At 69.4% G+C, this 24682-nt stretch carries 21 protein-coding genes; 3 read left to right on the top strand and 18 right to left on the bottom strand.

All coding sequences use genetic code 11. The annotated features are described in order from the left end of the window. Position 1 precedes the first annotated feature (1 nt). Genes Ahu01nite_RS30585 through arfA form a run of 4 tightly spaced genes read right to left on the bottom strand, consistent with a single transcriptional unit; the run spans position 2 to position 4648 of the window. Positions 2–859 carry a carbohydrate ABC transporter permease gene (locus Ahu01nite_RS30585; RefSeq protein WP_239159264.1) on the bottom strand — a complete coding sequence of 286 codons (858 nt, stop codon included), beginning with the start codon at positions 857–859 and terminating at the stop codon, positions 2–4. Further along, positions 856–1800, bottom strand: a complete 945-nt coding sequence (locus tag Ahu01nite_RS30580) for a carbohydrate ABC transporter permease (protein ID WP_203840131.1) — start codon at positions 1798–1800, stop codon at positions 856–858. Before Ahu01nite_RS30580 ends, Ahu01nite_RS30585 begins: the two co-directional genes overlap by 4 nt. A gap of 2 nt (positions 1801–1802) precedes the next feature. Then, positions 1803–3128 carry an ABC transporter substrate-binding protein gene (locus Ahu01nite_RS30575; RefSeq protein WP_203840130.1) on the bottom strand — a complete coding sequence of 442 codons (1326 nt, stop codon included), beginning with the start codon at positions 3126–3128 and terminating at the stop codon, positions 1803–1805. 11 nt (positions 3129–3139) lie between these two features. After that, entirely contained in the window at positions 3140–4648 is a 1509-nt protein-coding gene (gene arfA, locus Ahu01nite_RS30570; RefSeq protein WP_203840129.1) for an arabinosylfuranosidase ArfA, read from the bottom strand. Between the two features lie 148 nt (positions 4649–4796). Between arfA and Ahu01nite_RS30565 the strand changes: the two genes are divergently transcribed. Further along, the gene (locus tag Ahu01nite_RS30565; protein ID WP_239159263.1) at positions 4797–5786 is read left to right on the top strand and encodes a LacI family DNA-binding transcriptional regulator; all 990 of its coding nucleotides are present in this window, start codon (positions 4797–4799) and stop codon (positions 5784–5786) included. A gap of 138 nt (positions 5787–5924) precedes the next feature. Here Ahu01nite_RS30565 and Ahu01nite_RS30560 read toward each other — a convergent pair whose 3' ends face one another. From Ahu01nite_RS30560 to Ahu01nite_RS30545, 4 genes are all read right to left on the bottom strand, one after another. Continuing rightward, entirely contained in the window at positions 5925–6782 is an 858-nt protein-coding gene (locus Ahu01nite_RS30560) for an AraC family transcriptional regulator (RefSeq protein WP_203840127.1), read from the bottom strand. Positions 6783–6812: 30 nt separating this feature from the next. After that, positions 6813–7682, bottom strand: a complete 870-nt coding sequence (locus tag Ahu01nite_RS30555; protein WP_203840126.1) for an MBL fold metallo-hydrolase — start codon at positions 7680–7682, stop codon at positions 6813–6815. 144 nt (positions 7683–7826) lie between these two features. Then, positions 7827–9419 carry a cellulase family glycosylhydrolase gene (locus Ahu01nite_RS30550; protein WP_203840125.1) on the bottom strand — a complete coding sequence of 531 codons (1593 nt, stop codon included), beginning with the start codon at positions 9417–9419 and terminating at the stop codon, positions 7827–7829. Positions 9420–9439: 20 nt separating this feature from the next. Further along, positions 9440–11782 carry a glycoside hydrolase family 9 protein gene (locus tag Ahu01nite_RS30545; protein ID WP_203840247.1) on the bottom strand — a complete coding sequence of 781 codons (2343 nt, stop codon included), beginning with the start codon at positions 11780–11782 and terminating at the stop codon, positions 9440–9442. Between the two features lie 205 nt (positions 11783–11987). Here Ahu01nite_RS30545 and Ahu01nite_RS30540 point away from each other — a divergent pair, with 205 nt between their 5' ends. Both Ahu01nite_RS30540 and Ahu01nite_RS30535 read left to right on the top strand, forming a co-directional pair. Continuing rightward, complete coding sequence (locus Ahu01nite_RS30540; RefSeq protein ID WP_203840124.1) at positions 11988–13190, top strand: pectate lyase; 1203 nt, start codon at positions 11988–11990, stop codon at positions 13188–13190. Between the two features lie 130 nt (positions 13191–13320). Then, entirely contained in the window at positions 13321–16497 is a 3177-nt protein-coding gene (locus tag Ahu01nite_RS30535) for a S8 family serine peptidase (protein WP_203840123.1), read from the top strand. A 55-nt stretch (positions 16498–16552) separates the two neighbouring features. Here the strand turns inward: Ahu01nite_RS30535 and fabG are convergent, their stop codons facing one another. Genes fabG through Ahu01nite_RS30485 form a run of 10 tightly spaced genes read right to left on the bottom strand, consistent with a single transcriptional unit; the run spans position 16553 to position 24677 of the window. Continuing rightward, entirely contained in the window at positions 16553–17254 is a 702-nt protein-coding gene (gene fabG, locus Ahu01nite_RS30530; RefSeq protein ID WP_203840122.1) for a 3-oxoacyl-ACP reductase FabG, read from the bottom strand. Next, positions 17251–17658: a MaoC/PaaZ C-terminal domain-containing protein gene (locus Ahu01nite_RS30525; RefSeq protein WP_203840121.1), complete on the bottom strand. Its 408-nt coding sequence runs from the start codon at positions 17656–17658 to the stop codon at positions 17251–17253. Before Ahu01nite_RS30525 ends, fabG begins: the two co-directional genes overlap by 4 nt. Next, complete coding sequence (locus tag Ahu01nite_RS30520) at positions 17655–18098, bottom strand: FAS1-like dehydratase domain-containing protein (protein ID WP_203840120.1); 444 nt, start codon at positions 18096–18098, stop codon at positions 17655–17657. The genes Ahu01nite_RS30525 and Ahu01nite_RS30520 overlap by 4 nt, the downstream gene beginning before the upstream one ends. Beyond that, a complete protein-coding gene (locus Ahu01nite_RS30515) occupies positions 18095–19513 on the bottom strand; it encodes a class I adenylate-forming enzyme family protein (RefSeq protein WP_203840119.1) in 1419 nt (472 codons plus the stop codon). The genes Ahu01nite_RS30520 and Ahu01nite_RS30515 overlap by 4 nt, the downstream gene beginning before the upstream one ends. A 13-nt stretch (positions 19514–19526) precedes the next feature. After that, a complete protein-coding gene (locus Ahu01nite_RS30510) occupies positions 19527–20645 on the bottom strand; it encodes a 3-dehydroquinate synthase II family protein (RefSeq protein WP_203840118.1) in 1119 nt (372 codons plus the stop codon). Further along, the gene (locus Ahu01nite_RS30505; RefSeq protein WP_203840117.1) at positions 20642–21529 is read right to left on the bottom strand and encodes a 3-hydroxyacyl-CoA dehydrogenase family protein; all 888 of its coding nucleotides are present in this window, start codon (positions 21527–21529) and stop codon (positions 20642–20644) included. Before Ahu01nite_RS30505 ends, Ahu01nite_RS30510 begins: the two co-directional genes overlap by 4 nt. Further along, positions 21526–22800, bottom strand: a complete 1275-nt coding sequence (locus Ahu01nite_RS30500) for an arylamine N-acetyltransferase (protein ID WP_203840116.1) — start codon at positions 22798–22800, stop codon at positions 21526–21528. Before Ahu01nite_RS30500 ends, Ahu01nite_RS30505 begins: the two co-directional genes overlap by 4 nt. Positions 22801–22819: 19 nt before the next feature. Then, a complete protein-coding gene (locus Ahu01nite_RS30495; RefSeq protein WP_203840115.1) occupies positions 22820–23869 on the bottom strand; it encodes a 3-oxoacyl-ACP synthase III family protein in 1050 nt (349 codons plus the stop codon). Then, positions 23869–24447: a flavin reductase family protein gene (locus tag Ahu01nite_RS30490; protein ID WP_203840114.1), complete on the bottom strand. Its 579-nt coding sequence runs from the start codon at positions 24445–24447 to the stop codon at positions 23869–23871. Before Ahu01nite_RS30490 ends, Ahu01nite_RS30495 begins: the two co-directional genes overlap by 1 nt. Beyond that, entirely contained in the window at positions 24447–24677 is a 231-nt protein-coding gene (locus Ahu01nite_RS30485; protein ID WP_203840113.1) for an acyl carrier protein, read from the bottom strand. The genes Ahu01nite_RS30490 and Ahu01nite_RS30485 overlap by 1 nt, the downstream gene beginning before the upstream one ends. Positions 24678–24682: the final 5 nt, after the last annotated feature.

Genomic DNA, 24682 nt, shown 5'->3' with positions numbered 1-24682 from the left:
TTTACCCCTTCAGACCGCTGTGCGTGACGCTCTGGATGACGTGGCGCTGGGCGGCCACGAACAGGATGAGTACGGGAACACTGGCGACAACCGCACCGGCCATGGCCAGCGGGTAGTTCGTCGTCGCCGAGCTTTGCAGGGTGGACAGGCCGGCCGGAAGGGTCTGATGCTCCGCGCTGAACAGCACGTAGACCGGCCACAGGAAGTCGTTCCAGTTCGTCAGGAACGACAGGACGGTGAGGGTGGCCAGTGCGGGCCGGGCCAGCGGCAGCACGATCCGGGTGAAGATCTGCCACTGGTTGGCGCCCTCGATGAGCGCCGCCTCCTCCAGGTCGACCGGCAGCGAGGAGAAGAACTGGCGCAGGAAGAACACCCCGAACGCGCCGCCCGCAGACGGGATGATCAGCGCCCACAGCGAGTCGAGCCAGCCCAGCTTGCTGACGATCAGGAAGTTCGGGATGAGGAAGACGAACGGCGGCACGAACAGCGTCGCGACCACGGTGCCGAACGCGAACTTCTGGCCACGGAACCGCAACCGGGCCAGCGCGTACGCGGCCAGCGCGTCGACCGTGACGACAAGTACGGAGTTCGCCACCGCGACGAGCAGGCTGTTGAGGAACCAGCGCAGCACCGGCGTCGCGGAACTGGCGGTGAGCACTGTCTTGTACGCGTCGGTGGTGAAAGGCCGCGGCAGCCACGACAACGGCAGCGCGGTGGCGTCCTCGTTGGTCTTGAACGAGGTGGACACCATCCACAACAGTGGTGCCACGAAGATCACCGTGAGCACGACCAGGGTGAGCCAGAAGAACACTCTGCCGGGCGTCCACGGTTTGCGGCGGGTGGTGGTCAGCGTGCTCACGAGGCCTCCCGGCGCCGGGACAGGCGCAGGTTGAGCGCGCTGATCCCGATCAGGATGATGGCGAGGATGTAGCTCATCGCGGCCGCCATGCCCTGGCGGTTGCTGCCCAGGCCGGTCGAGGCGATGTACATGATGGCGGTGCGGGTCTCGTTGGCCGGGGCGCCCTTGGTGACCAGGAACGCCTGGCCGAACATGTTCGCCGAGGCGAGCAGCGTCACCGTGGTCACGAACGCCACCACCGGCCGCAGCCCGGGCAGCGTCACGTTGCGGAACTGGTCCCACCGCGACGCCCCGTCGACCTCGGCCGCCTCGTAGAGCTCGGGCGATATCTCCTGCAGGCCCGCCAGGTAGATGATCGCGTTGAACCCGAGCGTCCACCAGACGGTCATGGCGACCAGTGAGATCCACGCCCACGGGACGTCGGTCGTCCACGGGATCGCGTGGCCGAGGTAGCTGTTGACCAGGCCGATGTTGGGGTCGAGGAGGAACCGGAAGAGCAGCCCGACCACGGACACGCCCAGCACGTACGGTGCGAAGAACACCGCCCGGAAGAATGAGCGCCCGCGGAACGCCCGGTTGAGCAGCAGCGCCACCCCGAGCGGGCAGACGATCAGGAACGGCACGCTGAGCACGGTGAAGATGCCGGTGGCGAGCATGCTGTGCCAGAAGTCGCCGCTGTCCCGGCTGCCCGGGGTGAACAGGTCGAGGTAGTTCTGCAGGCCGACCCAGGGCTGGCCGGGCAGCAGGTAGTTGTAGTCGTGCAGGCTGACCCAGAGCCCGAAGATCGCCGGGACCAGCACAAAACCGATGAACAACACCGCGAAGGGCGCCAGGAAGAGGTACGGCGTGAGCCGCCCGTGCCGGGGAATCGTCCTCGGTTTCCCCGGCACCCCGGCGTCGGATCGGCTCTCCGGGCGTACCGGAGGGGCCTGGACTGTCATGATCAGGCCCCGTACTTCTTCTTGTTGGACGCCAGGATCTTGTTGGCCTTGTCGGCGGCCGCACCCAGCGCCGCAGCCGGCTCCGCCTTGAGCAGCACCGCGTTCTGGACGCCGGTGTAGAGCTCGGTCAGCGCGTCGCCGATGCCCGCCACCGACGGCGGGAAGTGGGTGAACTGCACGTCGGCGGCGAACGAGCTGAGGCCCGCGATCGCCTTGAAGTCCGCGCTCTGCGCCTGCGAGGTCTTGGCCGGCACCTTGGCGCTCTTGGCCCAGTCGGCCGAGTGCTGCGTGAACCAGTTGATGAAGAACCGGCTCGCGTTGGACTTGTCGGCGTCGGTGGTCGTCTTCTTCGGCAGCACGAACTGGTGGCTGTTGCCCCACACGCCGCCGGTCGAGCCGATGACGGGCAGCGGGGCGGTGCCGATCTCGAAGTTCTTCAGCGTGGTGGCCTCGTTGACCTGCCAGATGCCCTGCCAGTTGAAGACGTTCTTGCCGTTCTTGAGCGAGATGTAGTCGGCGTCCTGGCCCACGTTCTTCGGGCTGTAGCCGTTCTTGACCAGGTCGACCATCCAGGTCAGCGCCTGCACACCCGGGTCGGCGTTCCAGGTCGCGCTGGCGTTGTCGGAGCTGAACACGTCGCCGCCGAACTGCCACAGCAGCGACTCGAACATGAAGCCGCCGGTGAACTGGAACGGCGAGACCCACGTACCCTGGATGCCCTTGCTCTTGAGCGTGTCCAGGGCGGTCATGTACTCGTCCTTGGTCGTCGGCGGCTTCTCCGGGTCGAGGCCGTTCTTCTCCATGACCGTCTTGTTGTAGAACAGGCCCAGGTTGTGCACGTCGATCGGGATGCCGTAACGCTTGCCCTGGTAGGTGCCGCCGTTCCAGACCGCCGGGGCGTAGTCCGAGTCCTTCAGTGACAGCGCGGAGGCCACGTCGTCGAGTGGCACGATGACCCCCTGCGCGACCTGGGTCGGCAGGTCGTCGATGTGCATGGCACCGACGTCGGGGCCGTTGCCGCTCTGCACGGCGGCCGGCAGTTTCTGGAAGAAGTCGGTCCACTGGAAGACGCTCATCTTCACCTGGACGTTCGGGTTGTCCTTGTTGAACTGGTCGACCATCTTCTGGGCGGTGGCGCCGTCGCTGCCGGTCCAGCCGTTCCAGAACTGGATGGTGACCGCGGGGCCGCTGTAGCTGGCGCCGCCGTTGCCACCGACCGGGGCCGTGTTGGGCGGGGTGGAGGTGCCACCACAGGCGGCCAGGGCAGCAGCCGCGCCGGCACTACCGGTCAGCGCGAGGAATCGGCGGCGGGTCAGGTCAGAACTCATGGGGAGTGCTCCTATTCAGCGGTGGTGGAGAGCTCGAGAACGTTCCAGGAAGCGGGCGGAAGGGTGACCGTGAGCGTGCCGCCGTCGACGTGGCCGGTCAGCTCGCGGGGAACGACCCGGTCGGGGTGGGACTGGGTGTTGGTGGCGCGCAGGTCGTCGTCGGCCAGCACCTTGTGGGTGCGCAGCTGGGCTCCGGGCAGGGCCCGCAGGTCGACGGTGAGGGTCAGCGGGTTGGTGCTGTCACGGTTGACCGCGAACAGCGCGGCCTGGCCGGTCGCCGCGTCGTAGCTCGCGGCCGCGGCGATCGCGGGCACCGGGCCGTACGCCTTGGTGTCGATCAGCGGCGCGTCGGGCTCGACGCGCAGCGCCTCGCCACGGGCCAGCTGCGCGGTGAGCGCGAACGGGTAGAAGATGGTCTGCCGCCAGGACGGACCGCCCGGTTCGGTGCGGATCGGGCCGATCACGTTGGCGAGCTGGGCCTGGCAGGCGATGCCGACCCGGTCGGCGTGGCCGAGCATCGAGATCAGGTAGCTGCCGACCACGACGGCGTCGAGCACGTTGTACTCGTCCTCGATCAGGCGCGGGGCCTGCCGCCAGTCGAGCGAGTCCTCGCCGCCGAAACGGTCCTGGTTCCAGACGTTCCACTCGTCGAACGACAGCCGCAGGCGCTTGCGGCTACGGGTGCGGGCCTGCACGGCGTCCGCGGTCGAGACCACCTCGTCGATGAACGCGTCCATGTCGACCGAGGAGCCGAGGAAACTGGCGACGTCGCCGTCGCGTTCCTGGTAGTAGGCGTGCAGCGAGATGTAGTCGACCTGGTCGTAGCACTGCTCGAGGACCGTGGTCTCCCAGGAGCCGAACGTCGGCATGTGCCGGCCCGAGCTGCCACAGGCCACGAGCTCGATCTCGTTGTCGAGGCGGTGCATGGCCCGGCCGGTCTCGGCGGCGATCCGGCCGTACTCGTGGGCGGTGCGGTGGCCCATCTGCCAGGGGCCGTCCATCTCGTTGCCGAGACACCACAGCTTCACGGCGTACGGATCCGGGTCACCGTTCTTGATCCGGCGGTCCGACAGCTCGGTGCCGCCCGGGTAGTTGCAGTATTCGAGCAGCTCAAGGGCCTCGGCGATGCCCCGCGTGCCGAGGTTGACCGCCATCATCGGCTCGGCGCCGAGCCGGCGGATCCACGCCATGTACTCCGCCAGGCCGAACTCGTTGGTCTCGATCGAGCGCCAGGCCAGGTCCAGCCGGGTGGGCCGGGACTCGCGGGGCCCGACGCCGTCCTCCCAGCGGTAGTTCGAGACGAAGTTGCCACCCGGGTAGCGCACGACGCTGACGCCCATCTCCCGGGCCAGGTCGAGCACATCGGTACGCAGGCCGAGCTCGTCGGCGTCGGGGTGACCGGGCTCGAAGACGCCGGTATACACGCTGCGGCCCATGTGTTCCACGAACGATCCGAACAGGCGCCGATCGATCGTGCCCAGCCGGAAGGCAGGGTCGAGGGTGATCCGGGCGTCGGTCACGAGGCCTCCAAAGTTGTTCTTGGTGACCTGCTTTTTACAACGTTGTGTACAACGTTGTAAAGACCCGGAAACGAGATCGACTAGGCTGGCCTCGGCAACTTTCATCGCAACAGGAGGGGGCAGCGCGGTGGGCGCCAGCATCAGGGACGTGGCGCAGCGCGCCGGGGTTTCCGTCAAGACGGTGTCCAACGTCGTGAACGGTTTCCCTTTTGTCTCCGACGCGACCCGGGCCAAGGTCCAGCAGGCCCTGACCGAATTGGATTACCGCCCCAACCTCGGCGCCCGACTGTTGCGCGGCGGCCGCACGGGCACGGTCGCGCTCGCCGTCCCCGAGATCAGCTCGCCCTACTTCGCCGAGCTGGCCGCCCAGTTCGTCCAGCAGGCCAAGCAGCACGGCTGGACGCTGCTGATCGACGAGACCCAGGGTGGCAAGGACGGCGAACGCCTCGTCCTCGACGGGATCAAATCGCACCTGGTCGACGGCCTGATCGTGAGCCCCCTCGCCCTGACCGCCCAGGAGCTCAGCGCCCGCCGCGACCGCACCCCCCTGGTCCTGCTCGGCGAGCGGCTCATCCACGCCCCGGTCGACCACGTGACCATCGACAACGTCGCCGGCGCCAAGGCCGCAACCGATCACCTGATCGCTCTCGGCCGCACGCGGATCGCCGCGATCGGCAGCCAGCCCCACATCTCCGGCGGCACCGCGGCACTACGCCTGCGCGGTTACAAGGCGGCACTACGCGCGGCGAAAATGCCCTTCGACGGCGACCTGGTGATCCCGGCCAAGAGCTACCACCGCCCCGACGGGTACGCCGCGATGACGGCCCTGCTCGACCTGCCCCGGCCCCCCGACGCGGTCTTCTGCTTCAACGACCTGATGGCGATCGGCGCGCTGCGGGCCCTGCACGAACGCGGCCACCGGGTCCCGGAGGATGTCGCGGTGATCGGCTTCGACGGCATCGAGGAGGGCGACTTCTACCAGCCGTCCCTCAGCACGATCGCCGTGGACAAGACCCAGATCGCCCGGCTCGCCCTCGACTTCCTGCGCCGGCGCATCGACGGCGGCGCCACCGCCGAACCGCAGGAAGCCTTCGCCCCCTTCGAGCTACTCCCCCGCCAGAGCACCCTCGGCGGCTGACCCCCGCGCCACCTGGCCCTGCCTGGCGGGCGCTGCCGCCTGGTGGTCAGGGCATGATCGAGCAGCTCACCCGGCACGGTCGCGAACCTCCGTCGAATTCCGGGTTTCTGAGGTGAGCGACCGCTCGAGCCGCCTGCTTCAGGGTGGGCCCGAGCCGGCCGACAGGGGTTTCTGCCGGCTGTGCCGGCGGTAGCGACCGGCGGAGATGCCGTACTCGCGTTTGAAGGCGTTGGCGAACGCGTACGCGGAGCCATACCCGCTGCGCTGCGCGACGACGGACAGCGGAACATCGGTCGTCTGCAGCAACCGCGCCGCGACGGTGAGCCTCCACCAGGTGAGGTAGGTGAGCGGCGCCTGCCCGACCATGGCGGTGAACCTGCGAGCGAAGGCGGCCCGCGACAGCCCCGCATACGCGCCCAACGACTCCACGGTCCAAGGATCGCTGGGCCGTTCATGCACGGCGCGCAACGACCGGGCGATCACCTTGTCATCCAGAGCGACACACCAGCCCGTGGTCCGCGGCCCCGCATGTTCCATCAAACCGGCGCGAATGAGATGCACGAGCAGTACGTCCAGCAACGCCGGGAGAACCACATCCCTGCCGTACATCTCCTCGCCGAGCTCACCACGCATCAACTCGATCGACGCCTGCAGCCCCGGATAACGCTCCGCCCGGGCCGGCGAACTCACCACAGGGGGCAGATCCTGGAACAGCGGATGAGGCCGGACCTGATCGAGCCGATGAGCACCCGCAAGAAACCGAGCCGCGACCTCGGTGTCGTTGACAACCGTGTGCGCAGTCCCATGCGGGAACAGCACGGCGTCGCCCGGCTCCAAAGCCTCGTCGCCCACCCGGATGCGTCCCGCGGTAACGACGTAGAACCGGGCACCCGCAAAGGCCGGAATCGCCATCTCCGACAACGGGTCGACAACCGTCAGCGACAACGCGGGGCGGCCCAGCCGCATGGTGCCGATCACATCGCTGAGCACGTCCATACGAGGATCCTCCCCCGATCCCGAACCGGATCAGACGTCGGAGAACACCGCCCACCTCTTGATCGAGAAAGTCCCCTCCGACCGTACGACCTCCGCGGCCCCCGCCCCGCCGAAATGCGCCGGCACCACCAGGCTGTTCGTCGCGGCCGCCTGGTCCAGAACACGGCGCCGGGAACGGGCAGCCCCCGTCCGGTCCTCGCTCACGCAGATCTCGTGGCCGGGTTCGATCAGCTGGAGCGGGCTGTGGACGATGTCGCCGACAAACAACGCGCGGTCCGCGCCGGACTCCAGCCGCAGCACCGCCGAGCCGGGCGTGTGACCAGGCGCCAGTTCCAGCACGAGGTCCTCGTCGATGCGGTGGCTGTCGCCGTCCCACAGGTGCACCTGACCGGCCCGATGGACGGGCAGAACCTTCTCGTTGAACATCGCTCCGGTATCGGCGGCGGAATGGAACGGCGACCTCGGTACGTGGCCGTTGACGGGGTTCCAGTAGTCGAAGTCGGCACGGCTGATCAGATATCGCGCGTTCGGAAACGTCGGAACCCACTCCCCGCCAACCAGCCGCGTATTCCACCCCACGTGGTCACTGTGCAGGTGGGTGTTGACGACGAGATCCACGTCCTGCGGCCGCACCCCGACCGCCGCCAACCGCTCGAGCAGGTCATTGCCCAGCCCCGTGTCGACCAGAACGGTACGGCCGGCGCTGCGCAGAACCCACGTCTGCAGGGTCGTCTGCCACTCGCCCGTCGAAGCGTTCAAGAAGTCGGGCGCCAGCCAGGACTCATGCCGACGCCACACCTCGCCGGGTACGGAAGGGAACAGCACGTCAGTCGCACCGAACGCGCCCTGCCACTCGACCACCCGGGTGACCTCGACGCTACCGAGAATGATTTTTTGCACCCGTTCACCGTACGAGCGCGGTATGAGACGGAAAATGCTTCAAAGTATCTACTGTTTAAGCCAGCGTCTCGCTCCCCATCGCCGACGAGGCGGGGGAGGAACCGCCGATCCCGGTATCGACGGAACCCCCTCCCCCTGCGCGGGTCAGGTGCAGGTGGTGCCGTTGAGCTTGAAGGCGGTGGGGGCGGCGGCGTTTCCGGTGTGGGTGGCCTGGAAGCCGATGCTGGCCGAGCCTCCTGCCGGGATCGCGGCGTTGTAGCTGGCGTTGGTCGCGGTCACCGTGCCGCTGGCCGGGGCATAGGTGGCGCTCCAGCCGGAGGTGATGCTCTGGCCGGTGGCCAGGGTGAAGGCCAGGGTCCAGCCGTTGATGGCGGTGGTGCCGGCGTTGGTGATGGTGATGCTGGTGGTCAGGCCGGTGTTCCACGCGTTGACCGTGCTGGCGACCCGGCAGGTGCTGGTGCCGGGACTGGTCGGCGGTGTGGTGGTCGGGGGCGTGCTGGTCGGCGGGGTTGTGGGGGTGCTGGTCGGCGGGGTGGTGCCGACGCCGGTCATGATGGCGGTGATGATGCCCTGTTGGGTGACCGTGGCGGCGCTCCGGTCGAACAGGCCGAAGCCGTGCTGGCCGTTGTAGCCGTTGTCCCAGTAGGCCGTGGCGGCGCCGTATTTCTTGGCGGCGGCGACAAGGGTGCGCGCGAAGTCCGCACGGTAGGTGTTGTTCGCCGAGTCGTACGCCGTCTTGTCGATCGAGCCGTATTCACCGACGAAGACCGGGTAGCCGCGTACGACGAAGGTGTCGTAGGTCTTCTTCAACTGGGCGTCCAGATAGTCTTCCTGGCCCCAGGTCGACGTCTTCGCCGGGTTGGTGGCGTTCGGCCCCCACTGCGTGATGACGCCGTCCTCCTGCCCGGTGAAGTCCCACGGGTCGTAGTAGTGGACGGAGATCATGATCCGCTGCTCGGCGGCGGGGATGGTCGACGACCGGTACTGATCGGTGGGGAGCGCGAAGCCGAAATTGCCCACGGTGTAGTCGATGTTCGTGTTCCAGCCGGGCACCAGCAGCCAGCGGGAGGCGTTGGTGCCACCCGTCCGGCGTACGGTGTCGACGAAGCTCTGGTTGTAGGCGTTGATGTTCGAGTAGCACGGCTGGGTGGGGTTGCCGTACTGCCCGTCGAACTCCTCGTTCATGGACTCGAGGATCAGGTGCTCGTTGTAGCTCTGGAACTTCGTCGCGATCTGCTGCCAGACCTTCGCGTACTTGTCCTTGATCGTCGTCTGGTCGGACGAGTCGCAGATCAGCCAGGATCCACCGACGCTCTTGTAGCCGTCGCCGTGCATGTTGACGACCACATACAGGCCCTGGCTGTACGCGTAGTCGACGACCGCGGCGATCCGGGTCAGCCACGCGGCGTTGACCGTGTAGTTCGGGCCGGCCCCGATGTTGCCCAGGTAGGAGACCGGGATCCGGATTGTCTTGAAACCCGACGCCTTCACCCGGTTGATCAGGGCCTGGGTCACGACCGGATTCCCCCACGCCGTCTCGCTGGGGACCCCGTTGCTGTTGGCTTCCAGCGAGTTTCCCAGGTTCCAGCCGGCACCCATGTCGGCGACCAGCTGGGACGCGGTGAGTGCGGCTGCGGCCTCGGCCGGCACCGGTCTCGTCACGCCGTAGACTGTTCCGGCGAGGGTGAGGGCGGCGGCCAGGACCGCGAGCCCCGCCTTCTTTGTTCTCAGCATCATCGATCTCCCTCTCGTACGACTCAGCTCGCCGGACAGGCGGAACCGTTGACGGTGAACGAGGCCGGCCGGGGGTTGCTGCCGCTGTAGGAGCCGGTGAAGCCCAGGCTGACCGTCGCGCCGGGGGCCACGGCCCCGTTCCAGGATTCGTTGGTCACCGTGACGTGGGTGCCCGCCTGGCTCCATGTGCCGGACCAGCCCTGGGTGACCTTCTGGTTGCCGGGGAAGTCGAAGGCGAGGGTCCAGCCCGGCCACGCCGCCCCGCCGGTGTTGGTGATGGCGACCGTACCGCTGAACCCGGCACCCCAGTCGTCGGTGCTGTACGCCAGCCGGCAGCCGGCAGTCGGCGAACCCGTCGGCGTGGGGCTCGGCCCCGGCGTTGTGGGGGTAGGTGACGGCGTCGTGGGGGTGGGTGACGGTGTCGCCGTGGGGGTCGGCTCCGTTGTCGTGCCGGGCTCCTGGCCCCAGATCCGGGTGCCCGCCTCGTACAGCGGGACCTTGGGGTTCACCGCGGTGCCCGGCAGGTACGACGGGTCGTTGGCCGGATCCCAGGTCCCGCCGTCCGCCACGCCGACCTTGAACTGCACCTCCATGCGATACGCCGACTGGCCCGCCGGGGCGATCGGATACCCGGCGCAGTTCACCTCGACGTACCAGATGTCGCCGGAATACTGCTTGGCGGTGGCCGGCGCCGGGCAGCCCTGCGTGTAACCCGGGGTGACCTGGAGCGCCGCGGTGCCTTCGCGACGGAAGTAGTACCGGTACGACGCCTGGGTGAGCGCACGCGCCGGGAACGCCGACTTGTTGTAGATCATCACCTTGAGGGCGGTACCGCGGGCCTCGTTCTGCATCACCGTGGTCTCCACCGTGATCTCGTCCAGGTCCGGCTGCTCGGCCACCGGGAAGGTCGCCGAGGGCGGGCCGCCGTACTCCCCGTAGAGCCGGGCCAGCGCGGAGGTGAACCCGGCGTTGTAGTCGGTGGCCACCTCGTTCATCACGTAGTCGGTGCGTACGTCCTGGTAGGCGTCGTCGGGCGCGGACGGGCCGCCGACCAGCGCGCCGTACAGCACGTGCCGGGTGTTCACCGGGGTGCCGCTGTTGTCCCACCAGGACCCGTGCGCCGTACGGTGATGCGGGTTCTTCGGGGAATTGGTGCCGAAGCCGATCAGATAGCTGGACCCGCGCGGGTTGTCGCCGAGCGCGTAGTTGATCTGCCGGACCGCGAAGTCGTGGTAGCGGGTCTTACGGACCGTGTCGGTGGTGATGTCGCTGTAGACCAGCGCGGCGAACGCGGTGTTGGCGGCGTACCGCAGCGACCCCCAGCTGTCCAGCACTGCTTCGCCGCCCGGGGAGTAGCGCACCTTCTCGCCGTTGACGCCGACGGTCCACCAGTCGAGCCAGCGGTTGGCGTCGTCGGTGTACTTCTGCTTCCCGGTCAGGCCGGCGAGCAGCACGTACGCCGCGAACTGCTTGTTGTCCCAGGCCAGCGTCCACTTGTACGAGTGGGTCGTGGTCTGCGGTTCCGTGCCGAGGGCGTCGTACCCGTTCTCCGCCTTGGCGAGATACGTGGCGTCGCCCGTCGCCCGGTACAGCCAGATGGCGCCCCACACCAGCTCGTCCTGGTAACCGCTCCAGGACTTGTAGTAGGCGGCGGCGTCGGTGATGCAGTCGCTGTAGACCTTCCGGACCGTGTCGGCGAAGGTGTAGAGCTGCCGGGCGTGGGTGAGCAGCTTGTCGGCGTAGGCCGCGTCGGTGGGCCGGAAGACCATCGAACTGGCAGCCATCGCGGCCGCCGTCTCTCCGGCGAGGTCCGAGCCACCACAGGTCGCGTCGATCTTGTACGCCGGCCGCGCCATCGGCATCACCTCGGCCGGACCCCACCACTTGTGGTCGTCGTCGCCCCTGCCCACCTGCCCGTACAGCACGTTGGCCGACGGGTGCGCCTTGATGAAGTAGTCGTTGGGCACCCGCAGGTTGTTGAGGAACGTGGTGAGCTGCCCGGACGCGGCGTACGCGGCCCTGTTCTCGACCGCGCCCCAGGCCAGCATCGTGGTGCTGAACGCCATCGGGAAACCGAACTTGACGTGGTCACCGGCGTCGAACCAGCCGCCGGTGAGGTCGAGCCCCACATCGGACCCGTCCGCCATGGCCGCGTCGCCGCGCCACGACACCTGGCTCCACGCGGGCTTCTTGCCGGCGATCTGGGCCTGGTAGAAGAACATCGACTTCTGCAGCGCTTCGCCGTAGCTGAACGCGGGGGCCGCCGCAGCCGGTTGCGCACCGTTGCTGATGACAACGGCCGCAGCGATGAGCGTGAGGGCCACGACCGCTGTGGCGGCGCGGGAGTACCAGGGGATCGACCGCATGAGGCCCGCCTCCTCCTCGGAGATTTGATTGACGTCCACCTATGGAAGCGCTCCCACACCATAACCGCCATGTTTCAGATTTGTGAAGACTGCAAACACTGCAACTCCTTGTCACGGAATCGATGCGTATCTATCGTCGGCTGGTAAGCGCTTTCCTCCAGGTAGGCGGTGGCGCACGTATTCGATGATGAAAGTGGGACACCGGATGAAACGATCAGTCGCACTACGGTGGGTAGCCGCAGGGGCTACCGCGCTCACGAGCGCCGCGATCATGCTGACGCTGCCGCCGAACGCGATGGCGGCCGCCGGCAACCTGAGCATCGGCGCCGGCGCCGACGGTTCCAGCAAGGCCAGCGGCACCAGCTACGGCAACGTCATAGACGGCAGCGCCAGCACCTACTGGTCACCGAACAGCGCGACCGGGTACGTCTCCGTCAAGTGGAGCAGTGCCACAACGGTGTCCTCGGCAGTCATCACGCAGGCCTCGGGCGGCGGAACGATCAGCTCCTGGCGGCTGCTCAACGCCGACACCAGCGCCGTCCTGAAAAGCGGCAGCGGCAGTCCGGGCACCGTCACCTTCACCTCGACGTCGCTGAAGAAGATCACCTTCGAGATCAGCACCGCGTCCAGCGCACCACGGATCGCCGAGTTCGAGACGTACGCCGGCGGCAGCACGACCCCGACCACCACCCCGACCGCGAGCCCGACCACCACTCCTCCGAGCACCGGCACGCCGACCGGCGCGTGGCCGAGCTCGGCCGGCTCGGTGTCGATCTCCGGCACGGTCTCCGTCTCCGGCACCTTCGACGGCGGCATGAAGACCTACTGCTGCATCGGCGACGGCTCGCAGGACGAGTCCCAGGACCCGATGTTCGAGATCGCCAACGGTGGCACCCTGCAGAACGTCATCCTCGGCTCCCCCGCCGGTGACGGCGTGCACTGCCTGGGCACCTGCACCATCCGCAACGTCTGGTGGAACGACATCGGCGAGGACGCCGCGACCTTCCTGGGCACCAGCGGCGGCACGAGTTACGTCATCGGCGGCGGCGCGCGGGCCGGCAGCGACAAGACGTTCCAGCACAACGGCAACGGAACCGTCAGCATCTCCGGCTTCTACCTCAGCGGCTCCGGCAAGCTCTACCGCGGCTGCGGCAACTGCACCAACTCGTACCAGCGCAACGTCAAGATCGACAACGTCCTCCTCAACGACATCGACATGGTCGCGGGCATCAACACCAACTGGGGCGACATCGCCACCATCACCCGCGTCACCCTGACCAACAGCTCCAGCGCCACGGTCTGCGGGATGTACAAGGGCGTCCCCAAGGGCAGCGAGCCGAGCTACCTCGGCGAGGGCTGGAACACCACCAACTGCAAGGTCACCCAGAGCGACATCACCTACAAGTAGGCCCCGGGGTCCGCTGCGGGCCGGCCTCACCGGGCCGGCCCGTTCGGGCCAAAATTCGAAACGAAGCAACCTTTGGCGGCGGTTCATCGCTCGTAGGGGTATGAAGAGCTTCCATTTAGGACTGGCCGGCGTGACTGCGCTGGCCGCCGCGCTGGTGGTGCCCGCCGGACCAGCCGATGCCACGACGCCGGCCACCGCCCCGGCCTCGGAGCCGGTTGGGGGGTACACCGTCACGCTGGTTACCGGGGACCGGGTGACGGTCGGATCGCGGGCGGCCACCAGGGCGTTCGTGGAGCGGGGGGCCGGGCGCGGGAAGGTGTCGTTCGCGCAGACCGTGGTGGGCGGGCATCTGATGGTGATTCCGTCGGATGCGGCTCGGCTGGTGCAGACGCAGCGGGTCGATCGGCGGCTGTTCGACGTGACCGGGCTGATCGAGGGGGGCTATGACGATCGGGCTCACGCAGGCGTACCGCTGATCCTGGGGTCGGAGACCGCGACAAATTTCTCGGCCGTGCGTAAGGCGGTGGGTTCGCATGCGACGCGGGAGATGACGTCGTTGCGGGCCTTGGCGGTGAGCGCGCCGAAGTCGTCGTCGATGTGGCGAGCGGTGACCAAGAGCGATCATGTGTGGCTGGACGGGCGGCGGAAGCTGTCCCTGGACGCGAGTGTGCCGCAGATCGGGGCACCGGCGGCGTGGCAGGCGGGGCTGACCGGGGCGGGCATGAAGGTCGCGGTGCTGGACTCCGGGGTCGACGCCACGCACCCGGATCTTGCCGGGCGGGTGGAGGAGAAGAACTTCACCACGGCGCCGGGCGGCGACCAGGTGGGGCACGGTACGCACGTCGCCTCGACCATCGCGGGCTCGGGGACGGCTTCGAACGGGAAGTACCGGGGTGTGGCGCCGGACGCGACGATCCTGTCGGGCAAGGTTTGTGGTGACCAGTTCTGCGAGGACTCCGCGATCCTGGCGGGCATGCAGTGGGCGGCCGTGGAGCAGCATGCCCGCGTCGTGAACCTGAGCCTCGGCGGGCCCGACTTCGACGGCGACGACCCCCTGGAAGAGGCGGTGAACACGCTGTCGGCGTCGACCGGGGCGTTGTTCGTGATCGCCGCCGGCAACGAAGGGCCGTCGGCGTCGACGGTCGGCTCCCCGGGCAGCGCGGATGCCGCACTGACCGTGGCCGCGGTCGACAAGTCCGACGTCACTGCGGAATTCTCCAGCCGGGGGCCGCGGGTCGGTGATGCCGCGATCAAGCCGGACATCGCCGCGCCGGGGGTGGACATCGTGGCGGCGCGGGCCGCGGGGACGTCGATCGGGGAGCCGGCTGCTGACTTCCCGGACACGTACATGACGCTCAGTGGCACGTCGATGGCCACACCGCACGTGGCGGGCGCTGCGGCGCTGCTGGCTCAGGCGCATCCGGAGTGGGACGGCGCGCGGTTGAAGGGGACGCTGATCGCGTCGTCTGCGCGTACGGGAGATGGCAGGGCTTTTGAGCAGGGAGCCGGACGCGTCGACGTAGCCCGGGCAATCACGCAGGTGATGACGGCGGAGCCGGTGTCGGTGTCTTTCGGGTTGCAGAAGTGGCCGCACGAGGACGACGCCGTGGTGAGCAAGCAGGTGACCTATCGCAACGGCGGGACCGTGGACCTCACGCTGGCGCTCGCGCTGACCTCGGGCCAGGCGTTCACGCTCGACCGGCAGACGGTCACCGTCCCTGCCGGGGGCACAGCGGCGGTCACCGTCACCGCTGACACGAGGGCGTTGCCGGTCGGCGACTACACCGCGGACATCGTGGCGACGGCGGGCACGCAGCGGGTGATGACCGCGGTCGCCGTGCAGAAGGAGCCGGAGCGCTACGCGCTCACGCTGCACCACCTCGGCCTCGACGGCAAGCCGGTGATCAACTACCTGACGGGGATCTTCCAGGTCGCGGGCGACTACTTCGCCCTGCCGTGGGACCCGAGCGGCACGGTGACGCTGCGGCTGGCGCCGGGGCGTTACACCGTCGGCACATACCTGGACGAGTCCGCGGCGCAGGACGGTTCGCAGCAGGCGATGATCTACCAGCCGGTGCTGGACCTGACCGGGGACACGTCGATCACGTTCGACGCGCGGGAGGCGACGCCGGTGAAGGTGTCGGTGCCGGATGCGTCCGCGGCGGCCGTCGAGTCGTGGATCGGCACCGAGCAGCAGACCGACGAGGGCACGGTCATCTTCGGCACGCTGCAGCCGGGCATCGAGAATCTGCGGGTACGCCAGCTCGGCCCGCAACTGCCGGGAACCGCGACGGTGTTGAGCACATGGGCCCGGAGCGGCTCCGGTCCTCGCGGGACCGACAGCCCGTACGCGTACTTCGTGGGCGAGCGGGTGCCGGTCGCGCAGGTGCTGAACGGGTACGACCGCGCATACCGGCGAACTGAGCTGGCTGCGGAGAAGCAGGTTTTCCACGGCGGTTCCGTTGTCCAGCAGTGGGCTCAGCTGAGTGACGCGCAGGGCGAGGTCTACGGCGTGGGCATCGCTCGGGCGCGGCCCGGGGCATCGCGGGTCAACTATCTGTCCACTGGTAACGGCGCGCGGTGGCAGACCGACACGCGGCTCGGGGTCAGCTTCGACGAGTACGGGTTCCTGCAGGGGCTCGACTTGAACGGCTCGTACCGATCTGGAGCTTCCACTGTGGAGCATTGGGGTGCGGCGCCGCTGCAGACCCGGTTCAGCAGCCGGTACGAGTGGGTGGGCCGCGAGGGTGACATTCTCTACGCGCAGCTTCCGCCGTTGACCGACGCCGCCGGGCATCCGGGGTACAGCCAGCTTCTGGACTCCGTGAGCACTCGGCTTTACCGGGGTCAGGAGCTGCTCGGCGAGTCGGATTGGCTGTACGTCGACGCTGCCGGGTTGCCCGATGGTGACGCGGTCTATCGGGTTGTGCAGGAGACGACTGGTGGCTTCGGCGGGCTCTCCACGCGTACCAGCACCGAGTTCACCTTCACGTCCGGCGCCGGTGCGCAGGGGCTGGTGCCGGTCTTCACCGTCAACGTTGCTCCGGCGCTCGACGCGTCCGGCGCCGTTCGTGCCGGGAGCGTCGGACAGGTTCCGCTGGTCGCCCGCGACCAGAAGGGGAGCCTGGTGCAGGGTGCCGCTCTTGGCCTCGAGGTGTCGTTCGATGACGGTGCTACCTGGCGTGCTTCCGGGCCGGCGGTGCACTATCCGCGGGGGAAGGGCTATGTCTCCGTACGCGTGCATGGCAAGAACAAAGCGGGCACCTCCGTCAGCCAGACGGTGATCCGCGCGTACCGATATCGGTAGATCCGGTCCTGCAGCGCCCGCCACGGACCCTCACCCGTGGCGGGCGTCAGCGCGGTCAGTGGCCCATTCCCGCGCCGCCGTCGACGGGGAGGACCGCACCGGTGATGTAACGGGCCTCGTCGGAGGCCAGCCAGCGGATCGGCCCGGCCACGTCCTCCGGGTCGGCGTGCCGCCCGAGTGGCACCGCCGCGAGCATCTCGGCCCTTCGCGCGGCGGACAGCTTCCCGGCCATGTCGGTCAGGACGAGACCCGGGGCGACGACGTTCACCGTGATGCCCCGGCTGCCGAGCTCCCGGGCGAGGGAACGGGCCAGGCCCACCATCCCGGCCTTGCTCGCCGCGTAGTTCGCCTGACCGGTGGCGCCGGACAGCGCGGACACCGACGACACCAGGATGATCCGCCCGCGCCGCGACCGCAGCATGCCCGGCACGGCCCGGCGCACCACCCGGTACGCGCCGGTCAGATTCGTGTCGAGCACCCGGGTGAACCGCTCCGGCGGCATGCGCAGCAGCAACGCGTCGTCGGTGATGCCCGCGTTGGAGACGAGCACCTCCACGGGGCCGTGGGCGGCCTCCGCCCCGGCGAACGCGGCGTCCACCTGATCGGCGTCCGTGACGTCGCACTTCACCCCCAGCAGTCCGGCCGGCGCGGAGCCGCGATGGGTGACGGCCACCCGGTCACCCTGCGCGGCGAACGCGCGGGCGACGGCCAGGCCGATGCCCCGGTTGCCCCCGGTGACCAGCACGGATCGTGTCATCGGTCCCCTTCCTCGGGCAGCCGGACGACGGCTTCGCCGCGCACGGTGACGGGGCCGTCCTCGATGTGCACGGCGAGGTCCAGCCGGGCGAGCGAGCGGCCGTTCACCCGCTCGACGGAGACGACGTCCGCGGTGCACCGCAGCCGGGCTCCGACCGGGGCGGGTGACCGGAAGGTCACCCGGAAGGAGACCAGGTCCGTCACGGGCACCCAGCCGGTGAGCAACCGGCCCAGGAAAGCCATGGAGAGCATGCCGTGCGCGATGACGTCGTCGAACCCGGCGGCCACCGCCGCGCCGGTGTCCAGATGGAGGGGATTGAGGTCGCCGGACGCCGCCGCGTACCCGGCGAGCAGGTCCCGGGTGACGATCGCCGGCTCCAGTTCGAGCCGCTCGGGGCCGCTCATGGCGTGCCCTCCGCGTGCCGTACGGCCAGGACCTGGTGCAGATCCGCGACGGCGGCCCCGTCCGCCCGGGTGACGGCGGTGTCCGTGGTGATCAGCTCCAGCCGGCCGCGCCGGTGCGACCGGATGGACACGACCACCGGCGCGAACGTGATCCGGTCCCCGGCATGGGCGAGCTCGTGATACTCGAATCCCTGCTCGACGTGGAGGACCCGGTCCAGGGAAACCCCGATGCCCGCGAGCCCCTCCCGCTCGAGTTCCAGGCAGAACAGGTAGGTCGGCGGCACCGGGAGGTCCGGGTGGCCGGCCGCGCGGGCGGCGGCGACATCGTGGAAGATCTCGTCGGCGGCGCCCACGGCCGAGGCGAACCGCTGGATGCGGCCCCGCTCGACGTCGACGGTGAAGCGGGGCAGGTGGGTGCCGGCGTACGCGGGATCGATCACCGGATGATCGCCTGCCGTTCCCGTTCCCGGCTCGCGTGCAGCAGCTCCCGGTTGCGGACGGCCTTGCCGTTCGCGGTGCGCGGCAGTTTGCTGACGAAGTGCAGCGCCTTCGGCACCTTGTGCGGGCTGAGCTGATCGCGGCACCAGGCCAGCAGCTCCCCCTTGGTCAGCGAGGGCTCGGCCACGACATGACTCTCGATCGCCTCGCCATAGACGACCACCGCCTCCGTCACGGCGGGGTGCCGCGCGAGCACGGACTCGATCTCCGTCAGGTCGACGTTGAGCCCGCCGATGACGACGGTGGAGTCGGACCGGCCGAGGATCTCCAGGACGCCGCTGTCCGGTTGTGCCTCGCACCGGTCGTACGTGTCGAGCCAGCCGTCCTCGTAGCGCCCGGTCCGGTCGGCGTGCAGATACGGGTCCTCGGGCAGCCGGACGTGCAGGGTGCCGCCGGCGATCCGGGTCTGCATGCCGGGCACGGGTAGCCCCACGGCCGGCGGGGCGTGCCGCCCGGCGAGGTCGGTGGCGATGATGCCGGCCTCCGTCATGCCGTAGGCCTGCCCGATCCGGACGCCGAAGGCCCGCTCGAACCGCTCGAACACCACCGCGCCCAGCATCTCCCCACCGCAGACGGCCAGCCGTAGCGCGGGCAGGTCACCGGGCCTGCCGACCCGGCTGAGCAGGTCGAAGTGGACCGGCACACCGAACACCGCACCGATCCGCCGCTCCGCCAGCAGCCGGAGCAGATCCCGCGGTTGCGGGCTGCCGCTGAAGTGCAGGGTCACCCCGTGCCGCAACGCGTGCAGCACCCCGCCGATCAGCCCGAAGGAGTACGACATCGAGCTGAGCAGCAGCACCTGATCGCCGCCGCGCGGCATCTCGGGCAGGGCGGCGAAGCGGTCGAGCTCGTCGAGCAGCGACTGCCCGGTGCGCCCGATGACCTTGGGCAGGCCGGTCGAGCCGGAGCTGAACTGCACGAGCCGGTGCGGGGTCTCCGCGGGACGCCCCGAACGGCGCGGCAGGACCACGATCTCGCACTCCTCGCGGAAGGAGGCGAGCGTGGGCACCGGCCCGTCCACGGCGAGATGGAACTGCGGCTCGCACAGGTCCAGCAGCCGGCCCGTCTCGGCCGGGGTGAGCCGCGGATCCATCAGCAGGACCTGCGCACCGGCCGACCAGGCGGCGAGCACCGTCCACAAAAGCGTGCAGCTGGGCAGCAGCTGGACGGCGACCGTGTTGCCGGCACCGATACCGTGCGCCGTGAGCAGTTCCCGGGTCCGCGCCGTCTCCCGCCTCATCCGCCCGAAGGTCACCGCCCGGTCGGCGTACCCCCAGATCGCGTCGTCCGAGGCGTCGCTCGTGAGCGCCGAGCCGAGCCAGCGCTCGAACGCCGCGGCGCCGGTGTCGATCGTCATGAAAGACCTTCCGTCATTTCTCGATGCAGAACTCGCCGACGGGCCAGCCGACGTGCCGCTTGTCGTCGGCGAGATAACCGAGCAGCTGGTCGCCGGTCTTGAGCTCCGTGACGTTGAGCACGGCGGCACCCGGGCCTAGCACCCGGACGTGCCAGTCGTCCTGGACGGTGAGGCTGACCTCCACGCCGCTCTGCGAGACCGCCCGGATCGTCAGCATGGGACGGGACTCGAGCTTGACCCGGCCCACCACGATCCGCCGGGTGCGGCCGTCGGTGGTGACACCGAGCACGGTGCTGCCGGCCTGCAGCTCGCTGAGGTAGTTGGTGCGGTTGTTCTCCCCCATCACGTAGGAGTGCAGGGCACCGGCGTTGACCCGGAACGGACGGGTGGGCATGTACGGCAACGGGTGCGTCTCGCTGACACACAGCACGAAGCCGTGGGCGTACGAGCCGACGAGGATGCCCTCGTCCTGGCCGAAGTGGGAGCAGGTGTCGACGCACACCCGGTCACCCAGCCCGTTGTGCTCGATCGACCGGACGGTCAGCGCGGTGAGCGCCAGGTCCTCGCTGGTGTCCCGCAGCAGGTCGACCAGGCCGAAGACGTCGTTGGCGTCCCGGGGCGCCAGCAGCAACCCGTCCGACCCCTTCTCCAGGACGTCGATGATGATGCCGGCCTCCTCGAGGTCACCCGCCGCGCAGATCAGCCGGCCCGGGCTGCGGTCGGCGGCGGCGATCACGATCTCCAGCGGGATCTTCGTCGGATCGCGGAACTCGACGGCTGTGTTCGTCAGCGACTGGGCCGCCGCGCAGGCGACCCGCAGCGTGGCGTCATCGACGACCTCGATGAAGGCGGCGGTGCGGGCGGGGGCGCCCTCGGCCTCGAGCTTGAGCTTGTCGAGCTCGGCGGCGGTCTCGACGCGGGTCAGGACGATGTCGGCGATCTCGTCGGCCTCGGCGGGCAGCGGCGTCCCGGGCGGTGGCAGCAGCACCTTGGTGACCGTCGGCGGCAGGGTGCGCAGGACGTCGAGCCTGTCGTCGAGCACGCCTTCGAGCCGGGCGTGGACCGCGGCGTCGACGACACCCTCGCGCCGGTCCTCGGAAAGGGAACGCAGGTCGATCCAGGCGAACTTCACGGGAGTACCTCCGGTTGCAGCGATGCGGACGGGTCGTCGTAGTCGTGGAATCCGTGCCCGGTCTTGCGGCCGTGCCGGCCGGTCTCCACCAGGTGGTCGAGCAGCGCGGGCGTGGCGAACACCTGGTGGTCGTACTCCTTGGCCAGCACGGCCACGACCTCGCGCAGAACGTCGAGCCCGGCCTGGTCGGCGGTGGCCAGCGGGCCCATGGCATGCCCGAAGGCGAGCCGGCAGGCCCGGTCCACCTCGGCGGCCTCGCAGATGCCCGTCTCCACCAGACGGACGGCCTCCAGGACGAACGCGATGATCAGACGGGTGGTGACGAAGCCGGGCAGGTCCTTCGTCACCACGATGCACTGCTTGCCGATCCCCTCGGCGAAGGCGCGGGCCGCCGCGACGGTGCGGTCCGTGGTGGCGCGGCCCCGGACGATCTCGCACAGCTCCATCCGGGGCACCGGGGAGAAGAAGTGGGTGCCGACGACGTCGCCGGGCCGGCCGGTGGCCTCGGCGACGGCGGAGATCGGGATGCCCGAGGTGTTGGTGGCCAGCAGGGCGCCCGGCGGGCACAGCCGGTCCAGCTCGGTGAAGACGCGCCGCTTCACCTCGAGATCCTCGGCGACCGACTCGACGGCGACGGTGCACCCGGCGATCCGGTCCAGCTCGGTGGTCACGGTGATCCGGGCCAGCGTCCGCTCGGTCTCTTCCGCGGGCCTCCCGGTCCGGGCTGCGGACCGCTCCAATGAGGAACGTACGGTACGCAGCGCCGCGCCCAGCGTCGCCCGGGAACGGCTGTAGAGAACCACCTCGAGCCCGGCCGCGGCGGTGACCTGGGCGATGCCCGCGCCCATGACACCGGCCCCCACGACGGCGACGGCCGCCGTCATCGCGTGTCCTGCAGCTGCTGCCAGATGCGCAGTCCCCGCTCGGCGAGGTCCTCGTGGCCGCGGAAGATCCGCCCGAGGATCTCCGCGCAGTCCTGCCGGTCGCGCACCGTGCGGGTGGTGACCGTGCCCCGCTCGGCAACGGTGAGGTGGTTGTTGACCAGCCACACCTTGCCGCCGCGGATGCCGCGGGAGCACATCAGGGTGCGGGCGGTCTCGGAGCGCGTCTCGCCGTCGAGGTGCCACGCGACCGCTTCCCGCAGGAAGAACTCGGTGGTACGCGGGCTCAGCACGAACCGGTAGAGCGGCAGCCAGCCCTCGTCGTCGCGACGCTGGACGACGTACCAGTCGTCGTCGGTCAGCACCCGGTAGGTCCAGCCGTCCTGATGGTACTCGCCGGCGACCAGTTCGATCGGCTCGACGTACACCAGGCTGGTGTAGCTGGCGTCCACGAGCCACTGCCTGCCGTCGATGCGCACCATCAGGATCAGGTGGTCGCCACCCTTGCTGAAGTATCCGCGGTGCCCGACCCAGATATGGGCGGCCAGCTCGGTGACGTCGAAGCCGATCTGCCGCAGCTGGTGCGCGAGCAGGCCGTTGGCCTGCAGGCAGAAACCGCCGCCGCGACGGGTGACGATCTTGTCGTAGGCGCCCGCCCAGTCGATCACCGGGCGGCGTCCCTCGGGCCCTTCGAGTGCCTCGAACGGCACCTCGAGAACGTGTTTGCGGCAGATCTCCCGCAGGACGTCCAGCGTCGGCTCCAGCGGGCCGTGATAGCCGATCCGTTCCCAGTACGGGTCCCGGGGCGGCGGTGCGGATTGCATGCTGAGTCGTACCTTCCTGTCGGCGGTGGTGGTGGGCTGTGCTGTCCGGCGCAGGCGGCACGTGAGCCGGGCCGTGCACAGGCGCCGGCCGTCCGCGGCGGTGACGACGATCTCGTAGGTGGAGACGGAACCGCCGTGGTGCACGGGGACGCAGGTCCCGGTGACGATTCCGGCCCCGGTGTCCTCGTGGTGCGCGACGGACAGCTCCTGGCCCAGCACGATCCCGCTCGAACCGGGTTCGAGGGCCGCCGCGACCGAACCGAGGGTCTCGGCCAGGACGGCGAGGGCCGCGCTGTCGAGGCGCCCGTACGCGTCGCGGTTGCCCTCGACGGGCAGCGTGCCGACCAGCCTGCCGGGCTCCCACCGGGTGATCCGCACACCGACGGTCGTGGTGACCAGCTCCGCGGGGTCGAGCGTGCCGATGCTGATCGGCAGCGGCCAGGATTCCATGGTGTTCCTTCCTGCGGGGTCAGACCGCGGCGAGGAAATCCTCGGGGCCGCTCCAGGTGATGAGGGTGCCGCCGAGGGCGAGCCCCGAGCCGAAGGACACCAGGGCCACCTTGTCGCCCCGGGCGATCCGGCCCGTGTCGACCGCCTCGCGCAGGGCGAGCACGGACCCGGCGGCCGAGGTGTTGCCGTACCGGTCGACGTTGATGACGGTCCGGTCGTACGGCAGGCTCAGGCCGTCCATGATGCCCTCGACGATGCGCCGGTTGGCCTGGTGCAGGATCAGCATCGTCAGGTCCTCGGGCGTGAGGTTCTCCTCCTCGGTCAGCTTGCGGACGAAGCCGGGGACGGTGTCGAGCGCGAAGTTGCGGATGTCGCGTCCGACGATGCGGATGAAGTTCTGCCCGAAGGCCGACTCGACCCGGTTGCCGTCGCCGTCGGTGACGGGGTCCCGCGACACCAGGGCCGACGAGAAGCTGTCCGGGTCGTTGCGCAGCATGGTCGCGCCGATGCCGCTGCCGGGCACCGTGGGCTCGACGATGTAGCAGGCCGCCGCGTCGCCGAAGATCACCGCCGTCATCCGGTCCGTGGGGTCGAGCAACTTGGTGACGGTGTCGGCGAGGACGACGGCCACCCGGTGGTAGGCGCCGGAACGCACGTACTTCACGGCCACGTCGAGGGCGAAGACGCTCCCGGCGCACCCGCCGCTGTTGACGTCGAAGGCCACCGCCTGGGTCAGCCCGGCCCGCCGCATGATGTCGACCCCGGCGGCGGGTGCCATCAGGTCGGGCGTGACGGTCCCGCAGATCAGCAGGTCGATGGAGTCCTTGTCGATGCCCGCGCGGGCGCAGGCGTCCAGCAGCGCCCGCGTACCCATCGTGACCGTGGTGTCGTCCTCGGACGCGAAGCGCCGGGAGTGGATCCCGATCTTCTCGAGGATCCAGTCGGCGTTGGTGTCGATCATCGTCTCCAGGTCGGCGTTGGTGACGATCCGCTCGGGCAGGTACTGGCCGATGGTGCGGATGCCCACGCCGGACGGTTGTGCCGCGGCGGTCGCACGGGGATCGGACATCACAGGGCTCCTTCGTGTGGGGTTGGCAGGACGGTGGCGGGCTCCGCGAGCTGCCGGTAGGTGCCGCGGTGGAAGATCAGGGGTTCGGCGTCGGCGGGGCCCTGGTGCAGGGCCTCGACCCGGCCCAGGACGATCACGTGGTCACCCGCCGGCACGCTGCCGGCGACCCGGCACTCCAGGGCTGCCACCGCGGCCCCGACGAGCAGGCACCCGTTGCCACCGGGCCGGCCGCGGAGAAGCTCGGTCGCCTCGGTGCCGTCCGGGCGGCTGCGGCCGGCGAACCGTACGGAGTGCTCACGCTGACCGGCGGACAGCAGATTGACGGTGAACCGCGCCGCGTCCAGCAGCGGCGCGAGGATCGAGCTGTCGTCCCCGAGGCAGACCGACAGCAGCAGCGGGTCGAGGGACACCGACGTCACCGAGTTGACGGTCACCGCACGCGTCAGCGGCCCGCAGCCGAGGGTGAGCACGGCGACCCCGGTGGGGAACCGGCCCATGGTGCGCCGGTAGGTGTCGCGGTCGGGCAGCTGCCGCGGCTCGTCCAGGATGTGGCCGGTCCGGCCCGGTGCGGTGGCCATCAGACCGGGGCGCCACGATCGCCGATGAGCTGCGCCATGGCGCCGATCGTCGGGGTGTCCAACAGCTCGTCGTCGGTGACGCGTACGCCGTGGTCCTTCTCCAGGATCATGGAGAGCTCGACGACGGACAGCGAGTCCAGCCCCAGTTGCTCCAGGGTCGCGTCGGGGGTGATCTTCTCGCGGTCGACCTTGAGAGGGCCGGCGAGGATGTCCCGCAGTGCAGCGAACATGATGA

This window comes from Winogradskya humida (assembly GCF_016862215.1).
Classification (GTDB): domain Bacteria; phylum Actinomycetota; class Actinomycetes; order Mycobacteriales; family Micromonosporaceae; genus Actinoplanes; species Actinoplanes humidus.
This window is presented reverse-complemented; position numbering and strand designations above follow the sequence as displayed.

Excerpts from the sequence above, each read along its gene's own strand:
- Ahu01nite_RS30560 (WP_203840127.1), bottom strand. The coding sequence starts at position 6,782 with ATGGACGTGCTCAGCGATGTGATCGGCACCATGCGGCTGGGCCGCCCC.
- fabG (WP_203840122.1), bottom strand. The coding sequence starts at position 17,254 with ATGACACGATCCGTGCTGGTCACCGGGGGCAACCGGGGCATCGGCCTG.
- Ahu01nite_RS30515 (WP_203840119.1), bottom strand. The coding sequence starts at position 19,513 with ATGACGATCGACACCGGCGCCGCGGCGTTCGAGCGCTGGCTCGGCTCG.
- Ahu01nite_RS30550 (WP_203840125.1), bottom strand. The coding sequence starts at position 9,419 with ATGATGCTGAGAACAAAGAAGGCGGGGCTCGCGGTCCTGGCCGCCGCC.
- Ahu01nite_RS30495 (WP_203840115.1), bottom strand. The coding sequence starts at position 23,869 with ATGTCCGATCCCCGTGCGACCGCCGCGGCACAACCGTCCGGCGTGGGC.
- Ahu01nite_RS30505 (WP_203840117.1), bottom strand. The coding sequence starts at position 21,529 with ATGACGGCGGCCGTCGCCGTCGTGGGGGCCGGTGTCATGGGCGCGGGC.
- Ahu01nite_RS30485 (WP_203840113.1), bottom strand. The coding sequence starts at position 24,677 with ATGTTCGCTGCACTGCGGGACATCCTCGCCGGCCCTCTCAAGGTCGAC.
- Ahu01nite_RS30525 (WP_203840121.1), bottom strand. The coding sequence starts at position 17,658 with ATGAGCGGCCCCGAGCGGCTCGAACTGGAGCCGGCGATCGTCACCCGG.
- Ahu01nite_RS30490 (WP_203840114.1), bottom strand. The coding sequence starts at position 24,447 with ATGGCCACCGCACCGGGCCGGACCGGCCACATCCTGGACGAGCCGCGG.
- Ahu01nite_RS30500 (WP_203840116.1), bottom strand. The coding sequence starts at position 22,800 with ATGGAATCCTGGCCGCTGCCGATCAGCATCGGCACGCTCGACCCCGCG.
- Ahu01nite_RS30540 (WP_203840124.1), top strand. The coding sequence starts at position 11,988 with ATGAAACGATCAGTCGCACTACGGTGGGTAGCCGCAGGGGCTACCGCG.
- Ahu01nite_RS30580 (WP_203840131.1), bottom strand. The coding sequence starts at position 1,800 with ATGACAGTCCAGGCCCCTCCGGTACGCCCGGAGAGCCGATCCGACGCC.
- Ahu01nite_RS30575 (WP_203840130.1), bottom strand. The coding sequence starts at position 3,128 with ATGAGTTCTGACCTGACCCGCCGCCGATTCCTCGCGCTGACCGGTAGT.
- Ahu01nite_RS30545 (WP_203840247.1), bottom strand. The coding sequence starts at position 11,782 with ATGCGGTCGATCCCCTGGTACTCCCGCGCCGCCACAGCGGTCGTGGCC.